This is a genomic window from Streptococcus suis (assembly GCF_016743335.1).
Classification (GTDB): domain Bacteria; phylum Bacillota; class Bacilli; order Lactobacillales; family Streptococcaceae; genus Streptococcus; species Streptococcus suis_Y.
Genome location: NZ_WCJE01000001.1, coordinates 1 through 21,135, shown reverse-complemented (window position 1 = coordinate 21,135; position 21,135 = coordinate 1). Strand labels below are relative to the sequence as shown.

Below are 21,135 nucleotides of genomic sequence, written 5' to 3'. Positions count from 1 at the left end.
ATTTTTGAAAGTTATTTTTGCAATTTTTCGGACGATTTCCATTCTATTATACGCTATCATCCAACAAAATCGCAACCTATTGACCAACCAAGTCATCAGCCAAATCATATAGTGCTTGTCTCAACTGATTACGGTACTGAATCTTACTCAAGCCTTTAACAGCATCACCTTCTGCCCAGGTCTGGTAATCGCGACTAGCTTCTTTTATCAAGGTACGTAAGTGTCCGGTATCATCCAAGTCATTCTGACCATATCGATGTCTCGCCAACAACTCTCGTAGTTCTTGGTTGCGGATATGCTCCGTCAAGCCCCATTGGATTCGGAAAGCAAAGAGCTTCTTGTCAATGTAAACATGCGAGGCTTCTTGGATAATCTTCTGACTATCAATCCCCTTGACTGGATAAGCAAAGTTCATATCTTGTGTCGGAAAATCACCTCGATAGATTGCATCCCCTGTTTGACGGATCTGGTCAGCATAGTTGAGGTCTTCCAAACCGCTTGCAAATCTATCCAATTCATCCCTGGTAGCTGCGGCTTCTACCATCTTCTCTTCGTGAACCTGATTCAGCAAGAGCTCAACCAGTTCGGTCAATTTATCGTAGTCAATTGTCACTTCCTTGATGTGAGTCATCTTGAGTTCAATTTGGTGAATGCTAACTTTTTGTTCTTTCGCCAAGGTTCGTTTCAATTCGTTGGCTAAGACTGTCGTCAAAAGTTTTTCTTCCTCTACAGACATTCCCAAACTTTCAATAAAGCGGTCCGGCTGATTGTAATCAAATCCTTCAATCACCCCATCAACCTCCTCTGGCTGATACTGTTTCAGCTTAGACAATCCTTGATTGTAAGCACGGAGCAATTCTAACATAGCCTCACGCTTTTTCTCAGACTTCGGAATATCATTGAAATCACCCGTCAACTCTCTCAATTGGTCGACCGTTTGTTTGACTTCAGCAAATACATCCTTGAAAGGCTTAGCCACCAGTCCATTTTTTTCATTGTTATTTTTTTGTTCCGCATCTGATAAATCGGCAGCACTATCATCTGCATAGATGGCCAAGGCCTGATTCATCAATTTCTCATTATGGGCTGGCCAGCGGTAATTGACCACCCGTCCAAAAGGTTTTTTATCCATATCCTCCACACGATTGGTGCGAGAATAGGCCTGGATAAGACTAGCTCCTTTTAAGGTTCGGTCAACATAAAGAGTATTGAGCTCAGGAGCATTGAAACCTGTCAACAACTGATCCACTACAATCACCAAATCTAAGTAGTTCTTGTCCTTGGCTGTTCTATTGAGGCGACTAACCAAGTCCTCTGTATAAGAAGCAACATCTGACAAGCCAAAGGACGTCCCAAATTCTGTGTTATAGATCGTAATAGCTTCAAGCAAACCAGTATTTGACTCGACCATGCTATCATTATTTTGAGTATTCAAGGCAAAGGTCACTCCCACCTTCAAGACCAGACCTCCTTGCTCTCGATGCAGTTGGTTGATTCGTTGAAACTCTCGGAAATACATCATAGCCATGGGTGTGGAGGCCCTGCCTCCACCTACGTGGGTGGTGAACAAGGCATTGTAACGGCCACTGCCAGAGCGATTTGCCCAGTGTTTGAAGACATCTTCGACTACCAATCGAACATGCTCTGGATTTTCGTCATAGATGCTAGAAGTCACCGCATCATCCATATCATCTGGACTTAGATTGGCAATCTTTTCTTCAATCTGTGCACTTGTCCACTTCGGATATTTTTGCCGATAAAAATCTGGTAAGTAAGTTGTTTTTAGTTTTTCCTGATCGATGGTTGTCTCAAAATCCACCTTAAACCCTAGCACATTGCGGTCACTAATGGCATTTTTAATAGTGTAGGCATGAAGAAGAGGGCCAAAAATATCTTGCGTCCGCAGACTAGCACCTGTATCATCTAAGTTGGGAGTTCCTGTATAGCCAATCCAAGCCGCTTTCTTAAAAGCCTTTTGAATCCCTGCAAAACTATCTCCACCAGTTGAGCGATGAGCTTCGTCAACGATAAACACGATATGCTTATCTGGTGATTTGAAAGATTTTCTCTTCACCAGTGTATCCAATTTTTGCACAGAAGTAACGATAATCCCACTATCCTTACTAGTCAACTGCCGTGCCAAGGCTGTGGTATTTTGAGTTTCTCGAATACTACCAAAACTGTTCTCCCCAGCTTCTGGATCATAAGCCAGATAATCATCCTTAGTCTGATTGGTCAAAGCAATACGATCCACTAGAAAGACAACCTTGTCTACCTTGGGCATTCGACTTGCCAGCCAAGCTGTTTTAAAACTAGTGATCGTCTTCCCTGAGCCTGTCGTATGCCAGATGTAGCCAACCTTGTTACAGCCTAATTCAAAATCGACTTTTTTTATCCCCTCAATGACCGCCTGAGTGGCGTAAACTTGATAGGGACGCATGACTTTCAGCATTTGTTTCTGCGGTGTCCCGTCTAAGATCATGTAGTTGGTCGCCATCTGATGGGCCATAGGAATGCTGAGCATGGAATCCGCAAATTCTTTCCAATTCCGAACTTTACTACCGTCAGATTTACGCTGCCAGTGGAAAGCAAAGTCCTTATTAAATTTCTCCGCAGTGGTATTGGCCATATAGCGAACATTGTTGGGGGCGATAGCGACTAGAATCTGCAAGGTAGAAAAAATATCCGTATATTGCCGTTCCTGGATATATTGATGCATTTGGTTCAATGCCTTGTCCACATCTATCGTATCCTTTTTCTCTTCAATCTGAATAATAGGTAAGCCATTAATCAACAAGGTTGTATCGAATATACATTCTCGTCGTCCAGGGATTTTAGGAGCCCTACGAATTTGGTTCACCACTTGGTAGACAGTGTCCCCACCGCCTATCTTACGTTGGTCGAATACTGTCAAAAATGTATGCCGTCCATCATCAAGTGTAATTTCCAATTCGGAAACACCGCTAATTCCATATAAAAACTGACCAGCCTCATAAGGTGTTTTCAGATCTGAAATAATCTGCTTGACCTGAGCAAACTCGGTATCGCTCAAGGGTTTGTCCAATCGATGTTGGTTGTGTTGCCAGAGAATATTACGAAAATTTTCCCATAATTGCTCCGTTGTCTTGATACTCGGCTCATAAGTCCACAGTTTAGATTTGACTGCATACAGGGTCGAAGAATCACTAACAGACCATTCTAGACCTTCTAGGTGCTCCGGCTGTGTAATAGTCCCTGTCGTAATATATTGAATCAATTCTGTTTCAAATGCTAATTCATTCATGTGCGTAAACCTCCTTTAACAAATATGTTAGCCGTAAAAAATCTCCTTGCGCATAAGCTTGCCGCTTCTGCCGTAAGACTAATCCATCTAAATAAATCTTTCCTAGTTTCTGCTGACTATCTAAAGGAGGCAAGGCGCCTAGCTGTAAACTTTTCAGTTGCTTGACTGTATATTTCATTACCTCACTCCCCTGTAAGCTTTGGTAAAACTGCCGTCTAATAGCCGAGGATTCATTGATCAGATACAGCAAGAAGACCTTATCCAGCTTTGCAATGGGCTCAATTTTGATATAGTTCTGGGTATAGAGTAAGCCTGCGTGCTCCGCTCTCACTAAAACAGCCTTCCCCGATAGTAAACTAAAGAGTAAGTCTCCCTCCTCGAGCAAGGTCACTTCTCTATCTGTCGTCACGGTCCGACTATCTATCACTTCTTCTATCACCTCATAACCATCCAATTGATGATGTTGCTGATTGTAGAGGATATAGTCTCTAGCATCTTCCCAGCTGGTAGTATCCAAGCGAACCTGTAAACTACCTCCCGTAAAGTGAGCCAATTCTTCTAGTTTCATAATTTTCCTTTCTTTGAAATTTTTCATAATTACATTTTTTCGCTAAAATAAGTATAGCATCTCCTCGGAAATCTGTCAATAAATTATGTAATTTTTAAAAATTAAAAAGGAGGTTCTGCCATGAACTTATCAAAAGAAAAACAGCTTTTCCATCACTATTATGCAAATTGGCTACGGATTTACAAGGAAGGAGCCATTCGAGAAGTCACTCTCAAGAAATATAGAATGACATTGCAGTGGCTTATCAGACTAGCTCCTAGTCTGTTGTTGGAAGATTTGAATCGGGTTCGTTACCAAGAATTGATTAACAGCTATGCTAAAACACATGAACGACAGACAACCATGGATTTTCATCACCAGTTGAAAGGAGCTATTTTAGATGCTGTAGATGAAGGAATTATTGAACGAGACCCGACACGTAAGGTGATTATCAAAGGAAGACTTCCTCGAAAGAAAAAGACAAAATACCTCAACCAATTTGAGCTTCATCAGTTGATACAAGAATTACGTCTCGGAGAGGAGCTGAATTGGGATTGGCTCATCTTATTAATTGCTAAAACAGGTATTCGATTCTCAGAAGCCCTTGCTCTCACTACTCAAGATTTTGATTTTCATAGACAGCTATTGACCATTGATAAAACATGGAATTATAAAGGAGACGGCGGATTTTTACCTACAAAAAATAAATCTTCAATTCGAAAAATCCAACTCGACTGGCAAACCAGCACCCAATTCGCCAACTTATTGCAGCACACCCAACCCGATGACCTACTTTTCGTGAAGAAAGAGCGGATTTACAACTCTACCATCAATGCCATTCTTGAAAAGCGTTGCCTAAGTGCAAATCTTCCTGTCATCACCATTCACGCCCTGCGACACACCCATGCATCTATTTTATTATTTGCCGGGGTTTCTATCGCAAGTGTTGCTAGACGACTTGGTCATGCAAGCATAACAACGACCCAAAAAACCTATCTTCATATCATTCGTGAGTTGGAAAACCAAGATGTTGATTTAATTATGCGGTCACTATCAGGACTTTGTTGACATTCCTATCTCTATCGTGACAAGGCTTGTACTGACAATAGCAAAAGACGACTCCACTTGGAATCGTCTTTTCTGTTGCTTATTGAAAATAGTAGAGTGCCACTACCGACCAGGCATTATTGATAAAATGAACAGCAATAGGATAAATCAAGTAGCCCGTCTTATGATAGAGAACACAAAAGATAAGACCGCTACCTCCATAAATCAGCCAAGAGGCAAGATCGGTCGGTCCATGAAGGGCTCCGAAAAGCAGGCTTGAAACAATGATTCCAACAACTGCTTGCGACCCAAACAATTTCTTAAAGAAATAACCCCGCAATATAATCTCTTCTGCAATTGCTGGCAAAAATGCTGTTGTCAAGAGTGCCAGCCCAAAAGGAACTCCCTTCAAAGATTCGATGATGGAGGCGTCGTTAGCTGTCGTTGTAGCCCCCTGCAATTCCAACAAATAGAAACCAAGCATATCTGTCAGTTGCATGGTAGCAAAGGCTAGTATGACTATTGCCAGACCGTCCCAAGAAAGAACGTTTTTGTCCCAGACTGGTAGATTATTTTTCTCAGCCCGCCACCAGAAAAAGACCAGAAGACCCAGTGTCACCAGTCCAGCCATTACCAAGGCAGTTTGTGACTTGGACTCTTCCAAAATCAGATTTGGAAGGACAGCAAGCACTAAGAGACCAAAAATCCTTAATAATAACCAAATCTTCCGACCAATCCATTCCAAACCTTGACTTAGTTTCTCCATACTCTTCTCCTCTTCCGCTCCATCATATAGAGTGCCTTCAATCTATTATAGGATTTCACGTAATGTCAATCAAGCTGTTCTGTTGTTGTGATACAATTTTACAAAAGTTCAATGAATTTGTCAATATACACTAAAAAACAAACACCCTTACGATGTTTGTTGCCATCACCCCACTGATTATTCAGCGGGGTGTGTTATCTTCAAGTAGGGTTCTAGTAGAGAAAAGCCCTGAATCAAGCGTTCCAGCAGTTCCTCTTCGGACTCAACCGTTTCAAATGGTACGTCATATTTGACCAGTACTTTTCGAACCCGCTCTGCTTCAACAGCTTCTAGTAAAATCTGCCTATTCTCCTCCGTTCCATCCAGGCGATAAAATACCTGTCCCTCCTGTACCCAGTAATAAAGCGGTGCCTGAATCGGACAGTTCAGCACACGGTTTTGCTGAAGCAGAGAGGTCTCTACCTTCTTTCGCTCAATGAAGCTAACTTCTACTGAAATCCCCGCTTCAACTCCCTTACCATACAGACGAATGGCGAAAGCTGGGGCCGATGGACTAGCAGAGGGAAGGCGGTAATAGGTCCAAAAATGCGGTCTGCAAATCTGGGCTTGGTTCATCCATTGACTGACTCTCTCTGGCACCAAGGGACCGACTTGCTCAGCTAAGGCTAAACTTAATGTCTGAAACTCCTTACGTGCTGCCTGTGCTAAGCTTCTTAAGGCTGTCATGTCGCTTGCCGAAGCTCCTGCTTTTTCAGGCTTGCAATAATGAACTCCTTGATAATCCAGGTATCTGCGACACTGTTCAAGCATCTGAATCTCCTATCCACTTCTCCATATAGACCATATCCATATCCTCCTGCTCAGGCTCGGTTTTAATGACCTTGTAGCCTAGACTCTCATAGAAAGTAACTAACTTTGCTTCCTGTAAGACCGTGCAGAGCACCCACCTCTTAACCGTTGGATAAAGTTGTTCTAACTCTAACATAGCCTTATGACCATGGCCTTTTCCCCTATGGTCTGGATCAATGCCAATCAAGCCTAGCCAGCCCTAGCCCTGGTCAGCATCTTCAGCGACCGTTGTTCGTACTAGTCCGACTGTGTGCCCTTCCTCGACAATCTTGTAGTAGCTGCAATTTGGTCGTGCAAAGCGTGACTGGAAATAGTCCATGGTTTCAATGGCTGGGTTGTACTGGTCCTGATAGGTTTCATATAAAGCCGCAAATGCTCGGTGCTGAATAGGTAGCAATTCTTCTGCGTTTGATAGATCTGCTTTTACTAACATGGAAAACCTCCTGAAATTATTTTATCCATTGTATCAAATCTATCAAAAAAATACTAGGTCTTCCTAGTATTTTCTAAAGCGTTGATAGCGGTTTTCGAGTAGTTGATCAAGTGGCAAGGCTTGTAACTGATCCAACTGGCTGACCAGGTTTTCCTTGATGTCAGACAAGACTTCCTTGGTCGCTCTGCCATTTTCCAAAACAACCCGATCGACCACTTGGAGTTTCTCCAACTCGTATGACGTGATCTTCATGAGTTCTGCTGCTTCCATGGCCCGACTACCGTCTTTCCAGAGGATAGAGGCGAAACCTTCGGGGCTAAGGACGGCGTACATGGAGTTTTCCAGCATCCAGACCTGGTCTGCGACTGCTAGAGCCAGAGCTCCACCAGAGCCGCCCTCGCCGATGATAATAGCGATTATAGGCACCTTGAGGTCGCTCATCTCCATGAGGTTGCGGGCAATGGCCTCGCCCTGTCCACGCTCCTCGGCACCGACACCTGGATAGGCTCCAGCAGTATTGATAAAGGTGACAACGGGACGGCCGAACTTCTCCGCCTGCTTCATAAGGCGAAGGGCCTTGCGGTAGCCTTCTGGGTGGGGCTGACCGAAGTTACGCTTGAGATTATCCTGGAGGTTCTTACCCTTTTGGATACCGATAACTGTCACAGGCTGACCTGCTAAAAAGCCAATCCCACCCACTACAGCTTCGTCATCACGGAAATTGCGATCGCCGTGCAATTCGATAAAGTCATCAAAGAGCTGTGTGGCATAGTCCAAGGTGGTCAGGCGAGCCTGGTCACGTGCCAAACGGATCATACGTGCTACATCACTGGTCATCTGACACCTCCATGCATTCTCAACAAGCGACTGATGGTCGCTGGCAAGTCCTGGCGTTTGACAATGGCATCGACAAAGCCGTGTTCTTGTAAAAATTCAGCCTTCTGGAAATCATCTGGCAGATTTTCACGCACAGTTGACTCAATAACCCGTCGTCCTGCAAAACCAACCAAGGTATGCGGTTCAGCTAGGATAATATCGCCTTCCATGGCAAAACTAGCTGTCACACCTCCTGTTGTCGGGTCTGTCAAGACTGTTAGGTAAAAGAGACCAGCATTGGAATGGCGTTTCACAGCTGCCGAAATCTTAGCCATTTGCATCAGACTCATAATGCCTTCCTGCATGCGAGCACCTCCAGATGCGGTAAAGAGGACAACTGGCAAACGCTCTTCAATCGCCAACTCAAAGAGGCGGGTAATTTTCTCACCAACTACCGTTCCCATAGAGGCCATGATAAAATGCGAATCCATGATTCCAAGGGCAACTGGCTGACCACCGACGGTCGCCTTGCCTGTCAAAACAGCCTCGTCCAAGCCTGTCTTTTGACGGGTGGCTGCCAATTTTTCCAAATAATTTGGGAAATCTAAGGGATTTTTTGTTTCAATCCCTGTAAACAATTCCTCGAACGAGCCTTCATCCACTGTCAAAGCCAAGCGTTCCTGGGCTGTAATCCGGAAATTATAGGAACAGTGTTGACAGGTTTTCTCTGGTCCCAAGTCCTTCTTGTAGAGGATTTCCTTACAAGCTGGACATTTGGAAAAGAGTTCATCTGGCACCTCTGGCTTTGCTTGAGGTGCTGACTCTATCCGCGAACGATTGGGGTTAATGCGGATATATTTGTCCTTTTTGCGAAACAAAGCCATAGCATTCTCCTAGTTTACTTTTTTATCGTCATTTAGTTTTTCTTTTATTACTTCGACGTAAGAGGAAACTTCGTTTCCTTATTTCCAACTTCAAACACTCCACTGGATTGTTTGAAATCGCTTTGCCGTACTCCAGTACAGCCTGCAGCTGTTGACACAAACTTCGTTTGTTTCATCTCCAACCTTCAAAGGTTCCCCGAACCTTTGAAGCTAGTACTAAAAGTAAACTAAAAGACTATAATTCTGCTTGATAGCGGGGTAAAAATTCTTCCATAAGATAGGCAGTGTCGTAATCACCAGCCACCACTCGCTTGTCGGAAATCAAGTCCAGCTGGAAGTCGGTATTGGTCACCACTCCGTCAATTTCCAATTCGTAGAGAGCTCGTTGCATCTTCATCAGGGCTTCAAAACGATTTTCCCCATGCACGATAACCTTGGCAATCATGGAATCGTAATAAGGCGGAATGGTGTAGCCTGGATAAACTGCAGAATCTACACGCAAACCAACGCCACCACTTGGCAGGTAGAGATTGGAAATCTTACCTGGACTTGGGGCGAAGTTGAAGGCTGGATTTTCAGCATTGATACGGCATTCAATAGCATGGCCTGTAATCCGCACATCTTCTTGGCGGACGCTGAGTTCCTGACCAGCCGCGATCTTGATTTGCTCCTTGACAATATCCACACCGGTGACAAATTCGGTAACTGGATGTTCCACCTGCACCCGTGTGTTCATTTCCATGAAGTAAAATTCGCCCTTGGCTTCGTCCAAAAGGAACTCAATGGTCCCTGCATTTTCATAGCCAACTGACTGGGCAGCCCGCACCGCTGCTTGACCGATACGGTCCCGCATGGTCTGGCCGATAGCAATAGACGGAGCTTCTTCCAAGACCTTCTGGTTGTTGCGTTGAAGGGAACAGTCCCGTTCTCCCAGATGAATGACATGACCCTGTTGGTCTGCTAAAATCTGTACTTCGATGTGGCGGGCTGGATAGACGACACGCTCCATATACATGGCACCGTTGCCAAAAGCTGCCTTGGCTTCGCTGGAAGCCGATTCAAAGGCTGACACTAGGTCTTCAGCTTTTTCCACCTTACGAATCCCCTTCCCGCCTCCACCTGCCGATGCCTTAAGCATGACAGGGTAGCCAATCTTTTCAGCGATTTCAAGGGCTTCTTGGCTGGTCAAAACCTCACCGTCTGAGCCTGGAATGACAGGCACTTGAGCCTTAATCATCTCCGTCCGAGCATTGATTTTATCGCCCATGGTATCCATGACCGTCCCAGAAGGTCCGATAAACTTGATACCAACTTCTTCACAGAGGGTGGCGAATTTGGAGTTTTCACTCAAAAATCCAAAACCGGGATGAATGGCCTGGGCACCCGTCACAACAGCCGCCGAGATGACCGCCTGCATATTGAGATAGGAGTCTGTCGAACGGGCAGGTCCGATACAGATAGCCTCATCTGCCAACATGGTGTGGAGGGCTTCCTTGTCAGCCTCTGAATAGACAGCCACCGTCGCAATCCCCAGCTCCCTGGCCGCACGAATAATCCGCACCGCAATCTCACCACGATTGGCAATCAAAATCTTCTCAAACATGATGAATCCTATCTCCTTTTTAACATAGAATAATTGTTTATCACAAGCTCAGCCCTTAACTAGTTTGCAAAATAACGGACCGATTCATACTCAATGAAAATCAAAATCAGGCTAGCTCCAAAGGTTTGGGAAACCTTTGGAGGTTGGAGATAGAGCGAACGAAGTTCGTTTCTCCAAAAGCAGATATACTCCTGCTACTTTCTTATCTTATGGTAGCAGGCTGTCAAGCTCCACTGGAGCTTGACACTCATCAAATCAAGTCAACAACGGCTGAGTTTGATTTTCGAAGAGTATTATTTTCCAATAGCAAAAGTCAACACCCCCGACGCAGCCAGTTTTCCGTCCACCTCTGCCTTTGCCTCAACGACCGCAATGGTTCCACGGCGTTTGACAAATTTAGCTGTCATGATCAACTGGTCACCAGGTACAACTTGCTTCTTAAATTTGACCTTGTCCATGCCGGCATAAAAGACCAGCTTGCCCTTGTTTTCTTCCTTGGACAACTCCAAGACACCTGCGGTTTGTGCCAAAGCCTCCATGATGAGAACACCTGGCATGACAGGATAGTCTGGGAAATGCCCGTTGAAGAAGGGCTCGTTAATGGTCACATTTTTAAGGGCGACAATCTCATCTTCTGATACTTCAAGGACACGATCGACCAAGAGCATAGGATAGCGATGAGGAAGAGCCTCTTTAATTTTCAAAATATCAATCATTTGATGCGTACCAATCCTTGTCCAAATTCTACAACATCTTGGTTGGCCACCAAAATTTCTGTAACTACGCCGTCACGGTCTGCTGGTACTTCGTTCATGACCTTCATGGCCTCGATAATCATGAGGGTCTGGCCTTTTTTGACCGTATCCCCAACCGTCACAAATGCTGGCTTGTCTGGAGCTGGTGACAAATAGGCCACACCAACAAGTGGACTTTCCACTACCGCACCCTCTGCTACAGAGCTTGAGCTAACTTCTACTGGAGCTTGCTCACTCGTTTCAACTACCTGTACAGGGGCTGGACTTGCTGCAACTACTGGAGCAAGCGGAGCTTCTACGATTGGACTCGGAGCCGCTGTCGCCTGCTGGTTTTTACTGAAATGCAAGGTTTCCCCAGCATTGCTATATGAAAATTCTCGCAAACTTGACTGGTCAAACTGACTCATCAAGTCCTTCATTTCTGTAATATTCACTTAAGCCTCCCAACGCTTGAAGGCAATCACCGAGTTGTGACCACCAAAGCCAAATGTATTTGAAATGGCATGACGGATTTCCATGTCACGACCTTGACCGAAGATAACATCCGCCTCAATGTAGTCAGACAATTCTGTCGTACCAGCTGTCTTTGGTGCGTAAGAATGACGCATAGCCTCAATAACAGCCGCTGCTTCAACGGCACCCGCCGCCCCCAACAAGTGACCCGTGAAGGACTTGGTGGAAGAAACTGGCGTGTTCTTGCCAAAGACAGATACGATAGCTTGACTTTCCCCTTTTTCATTAGCCGGTGTCGAAGTTCCGTGTGCATTGATGTAGTCAATGTCAGCTGGCTCCAAACCTGCTTCTGAAATGGCCAACTTCATAGCTTTAATGGCACCCAAACCTTCTGGGTGTGGAGAGGTCATGTGGTGGGCATCGCAGGTATTTCCATAACCAACGATTTCAGCCAAGATGGTTGCCCCACGTGCTTCTGCGTGCTCCAAATTTTCCAAGACCAAGACCGCAGCACCTTCTCCCATGACAAAACCATTGCGGTCTTTGTCAAATGGAATAGACGCACGTTCTGGATCCTCAGTAGTTGACATAGCTGTCAAAGCTTGGAAACCACCGATTGCAAACGGAGTAATGGCTGCCTCTGCTCCACCTGCCAACATGACATCTTGGAAGCCAAACTTGATTTCACGGAAGGCTTCTCCTAAGGCATCATTTGACGAAGCACAGGCTGTGATGACACACTTGCAGACACCATTGGCACCGACCTGCATGGCAATATTTCCAGCCGCCATGTTTGGCAAAGCCTTCGGAAGTGCCATAGGACGAATCCGTTTTGGTCCTTTTTCGTTCATGCGAGCAACCTGCTCTTCAATTTCCAAAATCCCACCGATACCAGTTGACAAGATAACACCAAAACGATCACTATCAACCGCTTCTGTATCCAGGCCAGCATTAGTTACTGCCTCACGAGCCGCATAGAGAGCATAGAGGGAATAGTTATCATAGCGATTGCTATCTTTTTTAATGAAGTATTTGGCAAAAGGAAAATCTTTGATTTCCGCAGCATTATGGACCGAGTATTCACTGGTATCAAACTTGGTAATCTTTCCGATCCCAATCTTACCATTGACCAGGCTATCCCAGAATTCCTCTGGCGTATTGCCAATTGGCGATGTCAGACCGTAGCCTGTCACTACTACACGATTTAATTTTGTCATTTTCAAACCTCTCTTAAAATAACACACAAAACAAGATTGAATTTACAGTGCGTTATTGCAGTCTTTCAGTTTGCTTTTAGTACTACGAACAAAGTTCATTTCAACAAGCTGCAGACAGCTTCAATAGTCCAGTGGACTATTGAAGATTGGAAATCGTACTTACGATAGTAAGTAACGCTCCGTTAGTACGGCAAAGCGAGTTCAAACAATCCAATAGATTGTTTGAAGCTGGAAATCTGGAAACGTAGTTTCAAACTACCACTCTTTAACTCAAAGGTGGTAGGCTGAAAACCTCCACTGGAGCTTTTCACTCATCGAAGTAATAAAAGATAAACTGGAAGACTGGATTATTGCATGGTCAAGCCGCCGTCAACCGCAATGACCTGACCTGTCAGATATTCTTGCTTGGCTAAGAATACAGCTACATCTGCTACTTCTTCCGTCAGTCCAAAGCGTTTCATAGGAATTTGCCCCAACATGGCATCCTTGATTTTGTCAGACAGAACATCTGTCATGTCGGACTGAATAAAGCCTGGTGCGATAGCATTGATACGAACATTGCGACTAGCGACTTCACGGGCAATAGATTTTGTAAAGCCGATCACACCTGCCTTAGAAGCGGCATAGTTGGCCTGCCCAGCATTCCCTGTCAAACCGACCACACTGGAAAGGTTGATAATAGCCCCTTCACGTGCCTTGGTCATCGGTTTCAAAACAGCCTGGGTCATGTTAAAGGTCCCTGTTAGATTGATACTCAAAACGCTCTCGAAATCTTCTTCCGTCATTCGCAAGGCCATACCGTCTTTGGTAATCCCTGCATTATTGACCAAGATATCGACGCTACCAAGAGCCTCAACTGCCTCAGCTACCATTCGTTTGGCATCTGCCGAGCTGGAAATATCGCCTGAAATCGCCACCACTTTGACACCGTAGCTTGAAAAGCTATCCAGCAAGTCCTGCCCCAGCTGACCACGACCATTCAGCACCACATTGGCACCAAGGCTTGCAAACTTATGGGCAATGGCCAAGCCGATTCCACGACTTGAACCTGTCACAAACACATTTTTTTTGGTAAGTTCCATGATTTCTCCTTATTGGCTAGTCAACAAGCCTTCTAGACTTGCCACATCTTCTACTGTCACCACCTCAGCTGTCTTATCAATTTTCTTGATAAAGCCTGCCAAGACCTTTCCTGGACCGATTTCGATAAATTTGGTCACACCAGCTTCCTGCATGGTTGCGATTGACTCATAAAAACGGACTGGTTCCATCACTTGACGGGTCAAGAGGGACTTGATGTCCTCTTTTTTCATGACCTTGGCTTCCGTATTACCGACCAACTCTACTTGGAAGTCCGAAAATTCCACCTGCTCCAAGGCCTGAGCCAATTGCTCCGAAGCTGGACGCAAGAGAGCCGTGTGGAAAGGCCCCGACACATTGAGGGGAATCATGCGTTTGACTCCCGTCACCTTCAAGGCTTCAACCGCCTCATCCACTGCAGCCACCTCGCCACCGATAACGATTTGGGCTGGTGTGTTGTAGTTGGCTGGAGAAACAATCCCAGAGGTAACAGATGAACAGACCTCTTCGATCAAGCTGACATCTGCATTAAGGACAGCGACCATCTTACCAGTCCCTGCTGGCGCAGCCGTTTCCATAAACTCACCCCGTTTGGCAATCAAGGCAATGGCATCTTCAAAGGCCAAGGCACCGGAGGCAACCAAGGCTGCATATTCTCCCAAGGACAAACCAGCCACCATGTCGGGTTTTATCCCTTTTTCTGCCAACAAACGATAAATGGCAAGTGAGGTTGTCAAAATCGCAGGCTGGGTATAGCGGGTCTGGTTGAGCTCGTCTTCCCGATGGTCAATCAAGTCCCGCACATCATAACCCAGAATCTGACTAGCCTGGTCGTAAGTTTCCTTGACAATGGGATAAGTCTCATAGAGGTCACGGGCCATACCAAGTGTCTGGGCCCCCTGACCTACAAATAAAAAGGCTGTTTTTGTCATCTTATTCTCCAACGGAAGCCCAACGACTTGCCTCATCTCTAATCACTTTGGCTGCTCCATAATAGATGTCTTTCAAAATATCTTCACAAGATTCTTCTTTAGAAACTAGACCAGCAATTTGACCAGCCATCACGGAACCATTTATTACATCACCATCAACAACTGCATTGCGGAGTGCTCCCGCACCAAGTTCTTCAATAGCATCTGCCGAAATTTTACCTGCCAAGAAATCTTTCTCTGCAGCTGCATAAGCAGATAACAACTTATTCTTGATAGCTCTCACAGGATGTCCAACAATAGAAGCAGATACAGTTGTATCAATATCCTTAGCTTTTAAAACTTTTTCCTTATAAGCCTGATGGGCATTGGACTCTGTAGCTACTACAAAACGAGTTCCAACTTGCACCGCTTCTGCTCCCAACATAAAGGCTGCCGCTGCACCTGCACCATCTGCAATACCACCTGCTGCGATAACAGGAATGGATACAGCTTCAACAACCTGACGAACCAAGGTCATGGTGGTCAATTTACCAACATGGCCTCCGGCTTCCATACCTTCAGCAATAACAGCATCTACCCCTAATTTTTCCATGCGTTTCGCAAGAGCCACACTTGGTACAACAGGAATAACTGTAATCCCTGCAGCATGGAGACGCTCCATATACTTCCCTGGATTTCCTGCTCCTGTGGTAACAACTTTCACACCTTCTTCGATGACCAAGTCAACAATGTCATCCGCAAAAGGAGACAAAAGCATGATATTGACACCGAAAGGCTTGTCTGTGATAGACTTCACCTTGTCAATATTCGCCTTAACGACTTCTTTTGGAGCATTACCTCCGCCGATAATCCCTAGACCACCAGCATTTGAAACCGCACCAGCCAAGTCACCGTCAGCAACCCAAGCCATACCACCTTGAAAAATTGGATACTTAATATCGAGCAATTCTGTTATTTTCGTCTTCATAATTCCCTCATCTTTTTTTCTTGCTTACCTAATCATTTGAATATCAAATCATTAGGTAAACAAGTGAAGGGTTGCCCCCTCACTCAAAAATAGTTTGATATTTCAATGTTTTGATTATCAAAGTATTTAATTTAAGAAAAATGCTAAATAGCACTTTCCTTAACAGTCATTATTTTGTTTTTTCTTCAACGTAGGCAACCAAATCGCCTACAGTAGTCAAACCTTCTTCAGTGTCGATTTGGATGTCGAATGCATCTTCGATTTCAGAGATAACTTGGAAAAGATCCAATGAATCTGCGTCCAAATCTTCAAAGGTTGTTGTAAGAGTTACTTCTTCAGCATCCTTACCCAATTCTTCAACGATGATTTCCTGTACTTTTTCAAATACTGCCATGATATGTGTCTCCTTTTGGAAAATAAAATATTTTAATCTTGCCTAGGGCAAGGAATTAACTAAAGTTGTAAGAGTAGAGTTCCCCATGTGAGGCCTCCACCGAAACCAGCCATGAGAATAGTCTGGCTTCCATCCAATCGCAACATTCCGCTCTCTACACATTCTGATAAGAGAATAGGAAGACTTGCTGCGCTGGTATTACCATATTTATCCATATTTGCTGGAAATTTTTCACGCGCCACTCCCAATTTACGAGCCATCTTATCCAGGATACGTATATTGGCTTGGTGGAGCAAGAAATAATCAACGCAATCCACAGTCATATCAGCTTGTTCTAGCAGCTCTGCCATGGTTGCCGTAACATCTCTCGTCGCAAATTCAAATATAGCTCTACCCTCCATTTGGATAAAGGGTTGTTGACGGCTTTGTGTCGAGAATGGCGTCTCTTTCTGGTCTATCCCTGCTGTCAGACTAGCACCTCGACCGCCATCCGTTCGCAAGATTTCTGCTAAAAAGGTCGGTTGTTCACACGCTTCCAGCAAAACTCCTCCAGCACCATCTCCAAATAAAACAGCCGTTGATCGATCCGACCAGTCGACAGACCTAGATAGGGTCTCTGCACCAATGACAAGTCCTCTCTTATAGACTCCTGAAGCAAGTAATTTTTCCGCTGTTGATAGCGCAAAAACAAATCCTGAACAAGCTGCAACGAGATCATAGGCGAAAGCCTTTTTTGCGCCAATTGCTGCTTGAACCATAGCTGCCGTAGATGGCATTGAAGCATCTGGAGTAATCGTTGCTACGATGATGAAATCAATTTCACTAGCATCTAGCTGAGACTTTTCCAGTAATTTTCTAGCCACTTGACTAGCCAAATCACTCGTCGTCTCTCCAGTAACAATGTGTCGTTGACCGATACCTGTACGGCTACGAATCCACTCATCACTGGTATCCATTTGCTGGGCCAAATCATCATTGGTCACAATCTTCTTCGGAAGATAGTGGGCCACCTGACTGATTTTAGCATGGTTTCTCATTTCAAATCCTCCAAGAAGTGATAGAGTTTCATGAGTCCTTTCTTCATTACCTGATACTCTGCATCATCCATACCATCTGTAATCTGTTTCACCATTTCATTGTGAAATCGTTGATGCAAACGATAGACCAGTCGACCTTTTTTGGTCAGATAGAGATGAACAACTCGCCGATCTTTGGTCGAACGAATACGCTCAACATATCCTTTTCTTTCCAAATTGTTCAAGCTAGTTGTAACAGTACCTAAGGTTACCATCAAAGTCCGAGCAACATCACTCGGAGTAGCTCCATCAATACTTCCTATCACATCAATCGTGTGCATTTCCTTAATCGAAATATCATTGAATCGGCTACCACGCAGACTTGTTTCTTCAATCACCAACACATTGTTAAAAATGGCCGTTAGATATTCATTTACTTTTGGATCTTCCAAAACAGGCCTCCTTTACTTTGATAGTCAAAGTATAAACCATAAAACTTTGATTGTCAAACATTTTTTTACTAATTTAAAAATTAATCTCCCGTAAACACTGGTCTACGTCGTTCTGCGTGCGCTCTAACTCCCTCTTTAAAATCCTCTTTATAGGCCAATGTTTCTTGTAAATCCAGCTCCAATCGGCGATAAGACTCCCAGTCTTTAAATTGACTTTCCCATGTCAGTCGTTTGATTGCTGCATAAGAGTTTACTGAGCCTCGCAAGAGTTTTTTTATGACCTGGGCAACTGTCTTTTCTAGTTTTTCTGGCTCTGCCAATTTATAAACAATCCCATATTCTAAAGCCTTATCCGCTGATAAGCCCTCTCCTGTCATCGCCAAGTGACTAGCACGATTAGCCCCAATAGCACGACTCAGTAGAAAGAGTCCCCCCGCATCCGGCGCAAGTCCAACGCCTACAAAGGCTTGGATGAATTTTGTCTTGCTGGAGGCAATAACAAAATCAGCTGCCACTGCCATATTAGCCGCGGCTCCAGCCACTGCCCCATCTGTCACCATAATGACTACTTTAGACAATTTCTTCATCGCAAACGAAATATCATTCACCAGCTCTGCTATTTTTACCAAAGAAGCAATATCATCATCATCAACTGCACGCTTCATCTCAACTAAATCTCCACCCACGGAGAAAATGGAACCCTGTGCTTGAATTTGTAAAATTTTGACGGAGGCATCCCCTTCTGCAAGGCGGATTGCTTCTAAGATTTCTTCACACATAGGAATATTAAAACCATTTGCCACTTCCGGTCTGTTTAAAGTTAGAATCGCTACGGAATCAATTACTTCATAACGAATTGTTTGGCAGGCCATTCTCTTGCTCCTTTCAAAATAGTTTGATAATTAAAAGATTTGAATATCAAACTTCAAATTCTTGTTTTCCATTGTAACACAGTTTTTATAATTGTCACTTTTTTTCTAGCAAGTAAAGTGTGACGTCCGAAAAAGATGGGGACTATCATCGCAATATAAAATTTAGATATGCTAGAAAATAACGTGTCTAAGAACCTATATTCACACGCAAAGCGCCTTGGCTTTTTCACTCATCAAGGTAGGTTTTGCGGGAAATACTGACTGTATGAAATACTGACTGTATTTTGAAAAAAACAACCTCAATATGCAAGTCTGAACTGTAAATATAGGATCTAAGATTAATTTACAACTTTCATTTTTTCACGTTAATACTTTTGGAAGATTTAACTGGATTCTGAGCTAGAAATACCATTTTTCACGAGAACTGATGCTTGGACTACAATATCATATTTCTTAAAATCGCAATAAGTCAAAGGCATCTTCAAGATTGTCTATCAATTTGTCTGCTTTCGACTGATCAATTCCATAATGCTGGTCTCGAATAGCCCAAACTGTCAAACCTGCTTTTTTAGCCGCTTCAATCCCCTTCGCACTATCTTCAAATACTAAAATGTCCGATTTAGCTACTCCTGTTGCACTAGCTGCTTTCACATAAACCGCGGGATCTGGTTTTGGAGTCTCACAATCCATCGCTGAGAAAATATGACTAAAATGAGAGCGTATACCAGCATCTAGTAGAGCACGTTCGATTTCTGAACGGTCGGTATTTGAAGCCAAAACTACAGGAATACCTTGGATAGTTAGTCTCTCCAATACCGCTTTAACTTCAGGAAAAATCCTCTCTGCATAAGGGGTTGGTCGCTTTTCTTTATATACACGATATTCTTCTTCCAAGGCAGGGACATCCTAGTTATCATAATCATCCCCTAAAATCCGTTGCCAAATTTGACTAGCCCTTCCACCTACAAATATAGATGGATCCAAATGATCAACCGATAAACCTTTTGTCGCTAAAAAATCCGCTCGACGCTGAAAATAGAATGTTTCTGTGTCAAAAAGTACACCATCCATGTCGAAAATAATTGCTTTTACCATACTCGCCTCCTATTCCTTTAATTGTAACACAGTTGAAAGAAAAAATATTTTTCTGAAATTTTCATACTTGTCTCTTGTTCGTTTTTCGATAAAATTCTTGGCAAGATTTGTCTGAACATACTGACAATTTCATATCATTCTGCTATAATAGAAAAAAATATCCAAGGAGATGAGAATGAAAGTTATTAAATTTGGGGGAAGCTCACTTGCTTCAGCTGGACAGTTAGAAAAAGTTTTCAATATTGTTCAATCTGATTCAGAACGTCGCTTTGTTGTGGTGTCTGCACCTGGAAAACGCAATGCCGAGGATACTAAAGTTACTGATGCGTTGATTAAATATTATAAAGAATATGTTAACGGAAAAGATGTGACTGCCAGTCAAGAATGGATCATCAACCGTTATCAGGCAATGGTTGACGAACTTGGTTTCACAGCTAACAGCATGAAGAAAATCGCAGACAGCATCATCTCTTTGGCCAGCCTACCAATTGATGATAACGAATTCCTTTACGACGCATTCTTAGCAGCTGGTGAAGATAATAATGCCAAATTGATTGCCGAATATTTTACCCACAGAGGATTGCCTGCACGCTATGTCCATCCTAAAAAAGCTGGTATTGTTGTCAGCTCCGAGCCAGGAAATGCTCGCATTTTGCCTTCAAGTTATGACAAAATCGAAGAGCTTCGTGATACAGATGAAGTACTCATTATCCCAGGATTCTTCGGTGTAACTGTTGATAACCAGATTTGTACCTTCTCACGAGGTGGATCGGATATTACAGGTTCCATCATTGCTGCCGGGGTCAAGGCTGACCTCTATGAAAACTTTACAGATGTCGATGGTATTTTTGCAGCCCATCCTGGCATCATTAAAGATCCACATTCAATCAAAGAATTGACCTATCGTGAAATGCGAGAATTAGCTTATGCAGGTTTCTCCGTCCTCCACGATGAAGCCCTCCTTCCTGCCTATCGCGGACGGATTCCATTGGTTATTAAAAACACCAATAACCCAACTCACCCTGGTACCCGAATTGTACACAAACATACCGAGCAAACAGTTCCTGTTGTCGGTATTGCTGCAGACGATGGTTTTGTCAGCATTAACTTGTCTAAATATTTGATGAACCGTGAAGTTGGTTTTGGTCGCAAGGTTTTGCAAATTCTCGAAGATCTCAATATTCGCTGGGAGCACATGCCGACCGGTATTGACGATTTATCCATCGTAGTCCGTGAGCGTGAATTGACTCCTATCAAGGAAGAAGAGATCCTTCGTCAACTCAATACGAAAATGGAAGTTGACAAGGCCGAAATCGAACATGGTTTATCTATTATCATGATTGTTGGTGAAAATATGAAGAGCCATGTCGGTGTAACAGCTACCGCTACCACTGCCCTCTCTAAACAAAATGTCAACTTGGCAATGATTTCACAGGGAGCCAGTGAAGTTTCTGTTATGTTCGTTGTCAAAACCGAAGAAAAGAAACGCGCTCTGCACGCACTCTATGAAGCTTTTTTTAACGAGCAATAATCACAACGAGGTCGGTCAGTTCCCTCTTCATACTCTTCGAAAATCAAAACCAGACGTTGTTGACTTGATTTGATGAGTGTCAATCTCCATTGGAGCTAGTCTGATTTTAATTTTCATTGAGTACCAATTAAAATTTGAATAAA

General features: G+C 43.9%; 19 protein-coding genes and 2 pseudogenes. 2 read left to right on the top strand and 19 right to left on the bottom strand.

Annotation, left to right across the window (positions count from 1 at the left end; translation table 11 throughout):
* Nucleotides 1–76 precede the first annotated feature (76 nt).
* Both F9856_RS00110 and F9856_RS00105 read right to left on the bottom strand, forming a co-directional pair.
* The gene (locus tag F9856_RS00110; RefSeq protein WP_202105372.1) at nucleotides 77–3,283 is read right to left on the bottom strand and encodes a type I restriction endonuclease subunit R; all 3,207 of its coding nucleotides are present in this window, start codon (nucleotides 3,281–3,283) and stop codon (nucleotides 77–79) included.
* A complete protein-coding gene (locus F9856_RS00105; protein ID WP_024398178.1) occupies nucleotides 3,276–3,851 on the bottom strand; it encodes a restriction endonuclease subunit S in 576 nt (191 codons plus the stop codon). Before F9856_RS00105 ends, F9856_RS00110 begins: the two co-directional genes overlap by 8 nt.
* A 120-nt stretch (nucleotides 3,852–3,971) precedes the next feature.
* On the opposite strand from F9856_RS00105, the gene F9856_RS00100 reads away from it, so the two are divergent.
* On the top strand, nucleotides 3,972–4,898 hold the full coding sequence (locus F9856_RS00100) for a site-specific integrase (RefSeq protein ID WP_024398179.1): 927 nt from the start codon (nucleotides 3,972–3,974) through the stop codon (nucleotides 4,896–4,898).
* A gap of 79 nt (nucleotides 4,899–4,977) precedes the next feature.
* Here the strand turns inward: F9856_RS00100 and F9856_RS12100 are convergent, their stop codons facing one another.
* From F9856_RS12100 to F9856_RS00010, 17 genes and pseudogenes are all read right to left on the bottom strand, one after another.
* Nucleotides 4,978–5,643, bottom strand: a complete 666-nt coding sequence (locus tag F9856_RS12100) for a CPBP family intramembrane glutamic endopeptidase (protein ID WP_236659509.1) — start codon at nucleotides 5,641–5,643, stop codon at nucleotides 4,978–4,980.
* A 177-nt stretch (nucleotides 5,644–5,820) separates the two neighbouring features.
* Complete coding sequence (locus F9856_RS00085; protein WP_202105371.1) at nucleotides 5,821–6,453, bottom strand: hypothetical protein; 633 nt, start codon at nucleotides 6,451–6,453, stop codon at nucleotides 5,821–5,823.
* Nucleotides 6,446–6,925, bottom strand: a pseudogene (locus F9856_RS12335) (GNAT family N-acetyltransferase). The gene F9856_RS00085 and the pseudogene F9856_RS12335 overlap by 8 nt, the downstream one beginning before the upstream one ends.
* 63 nt (nucleotides 6,926–6,988) lie before the next feature.
* Nucleotides 6,989–7,762 (bottom strand): acetyl-CoA carboxylase carboxyl transferase subunit alpha, encoded by a 774-nt coding sequence (locus tag F9856_RS00075; RefSeq protein WP_024376001.1) that lies wholly within the window; start codon nucleotides 7,760–7,762, stop codon nucleotides 6,989–6,991.
* Nucleotides 7,759–8,625, bottom strand: coding sequence for an acetyl-CoA carboxylase, carboxyltransferase subunit beta (gene accD / locus F9856_RS00070; RefSeq protein WP_202105370.1), 867 nt, complete (start codon nucleotides 8,623–8,625; stop codon nucleotides 7,759–7,761). The genes F9856_RS00075 and accD overlap by 4 nt, the downstream gene beginning before the upstream one ends.
* A 235-nt stretch (nucleotides 8,626–8,860) precedes the next feature.
* Entirely contained in the window at nucleotides 8,861–10,228 is a 1,368-nt protein-coding gene (locus tag F9856_RS00065; protein ID WP_202105369.1) for an acetyl-CoA carboxylase biotin carboxylase subunit, read from the bottom strand.
* Between the two features lie 293 nt (nucleotides 10,229–10,521).
* Nucleotides 10,522–10,944, bottom strand: a complete 423-nt coding sequence (fabZ, locus tag F9856_RS00060; RefSeq protein WP_024378919.1) for a 3-hydroxyacyl-ACP dehydratase FabZ — start codon at nucleotides 10,942–10,944, stop codon at nucleotides 10,522–10,524.
* Complete coding sequence (gene accB / locus F9856_RS00055; RefSeq protein ID WP_029188423.1) at nucleotides 10,941–11,417, bottom strand: acetyl-CoA carboxylase biotin carboxyl carrier protein; 477 nt, start codon at nucleotides 11,415–11,417, stop codon at nucleotides 10,941–10,943. The genes fabZ and accB overlap by 4 nt, the downstream gene beginning before the upstream one ends.
* Complete coding sequence (fabF, locus tag F9856_RS00050; protein ID WP_202105368.1) at nucleotides 11,418–12,653, bottom strand: beta-ketoacyl-ACP synthase II; 1,236 nt, start codon at nucleotides 12,651–12,653, stop codon at nucleotides 11,418–11,420.
* 347 nt (nucleotides 12,654–13,000) lie between these two features.
* Nucleotides 13,001–13,735 (bottom strand): 3-oxoacyl-[acyl-carrier-protein] reductase, encoded by a 735-nt coding sequence (fabG, locus tag F9856_RS00045; protein ID WP_202105367.1) that lies wholly within the window; start codon nucleotides 13,733–13,735, stop codon nucleotides 13,001–13,003.
* 9 nt (nucleotides 13,736–13,744) lie between these two features.
* Complete coding sequence (gene fabD, locus F9856_RS00040) at nucleotides 13,745–14,665, bottom strand: ACP S-malonyltransferase (RefSeq protein WP_029179322.1); 921 nt, start codon at nucleotides 14,663–14,665, stop codon at nucleotides 13,745–13,747.
* Nucleotide 14,666: 1 nt separating this feature from the next.
* Nucleotides 14,667–15,632: an enoyl-[acyl-carrier-protein] reductase FabK gene (gene fabK, locus F9856_RS00035; RefSeq protein WP_099777059.1), complete on the bottom strand. Its 966-nt coding sequence runs from the start codon at nucleotides 15,630–15,632 to the stop codon at nucleotides 14,667–14,669.
* Between the two features lie 169 nt (nucleotides 15,633–15,801).
* Nucleotides 15,802–16,026, bottom strand: coding sequence for an acyl carrier protein (locus tag F9856_RS00030; RefSeq protein WP_002938891.1), 225 nt, complete (start codon nucleotides 16,024–16,026; stop codon nucleotides 15,802–15,804).
* Between the two features lie 59 nt (nucleotides 16,027–16,085).
* Complete coding sequence (locus tag F9856_RS00025) at nucleotides 16,086–17,063, bottom strand: beta-ketoacyl-ACP synthase III (RefSeq protein WP_105146750.1); 978 nt, start codon at nucleotides 17,061–17,063, stop codon at nucleotides 16,086–16,088.
* A complete protein-coding gene (locus F9856_RS00020; protein WP_012775319.1) occupies nucleotides 17,060–17,494 on the bottom strand; it encodes a MarR family winged helix-turn-helix transcriptional regulator in 435 nt (144 codons plus the stop codon). Before F9856_RS00020 ends, F9856_RS00025 begins: the two co-directional genes overlap by 4 nt.
* 80 nt (nucleotides 17,495–17,574) lie before the next feature.
* Nucleotides 17,575–18,366 (bottom strand): enoyl-CoA hydratase, encoded by a 792-nt coding sequence (locus F9856_RS00015; RefSeq protein ID WP_202105366.1) that lies wholly within the window; start codon nucleotides 18,364–18,366, stop codon nucleotides 17,575–17,577.
* Between the two features lie 453 nt (nucleotides 18,367–18,819).
* Nucleotides 18,820–19,461: pseudogene (locus F9856_RS00010) on the bottom strand (HAD family hydrolase).
* 175 nt (nucleotides 19,462–19,636) lie between these two features.
* On the opposite strand from F9856_RS00010, the gene F9856_RS00005 reads away from it, so the two are divergent.
* Nucleotides 19,637–20,992 carry an aspartate kinase gene (locus F9856_RS00005; RefSeq protein ID WP_044774590.1) on the top strand — a complete coding sequence of 452 codons (1,356 nt, stop codon included), beginning with the start codon at nucleotides 19,637–19,639 and terminating at the stop codon, nucleotides 20,990–20,992.
* Nucleotides 20,993–21,135: the final 143 nt, after the last annotated feature.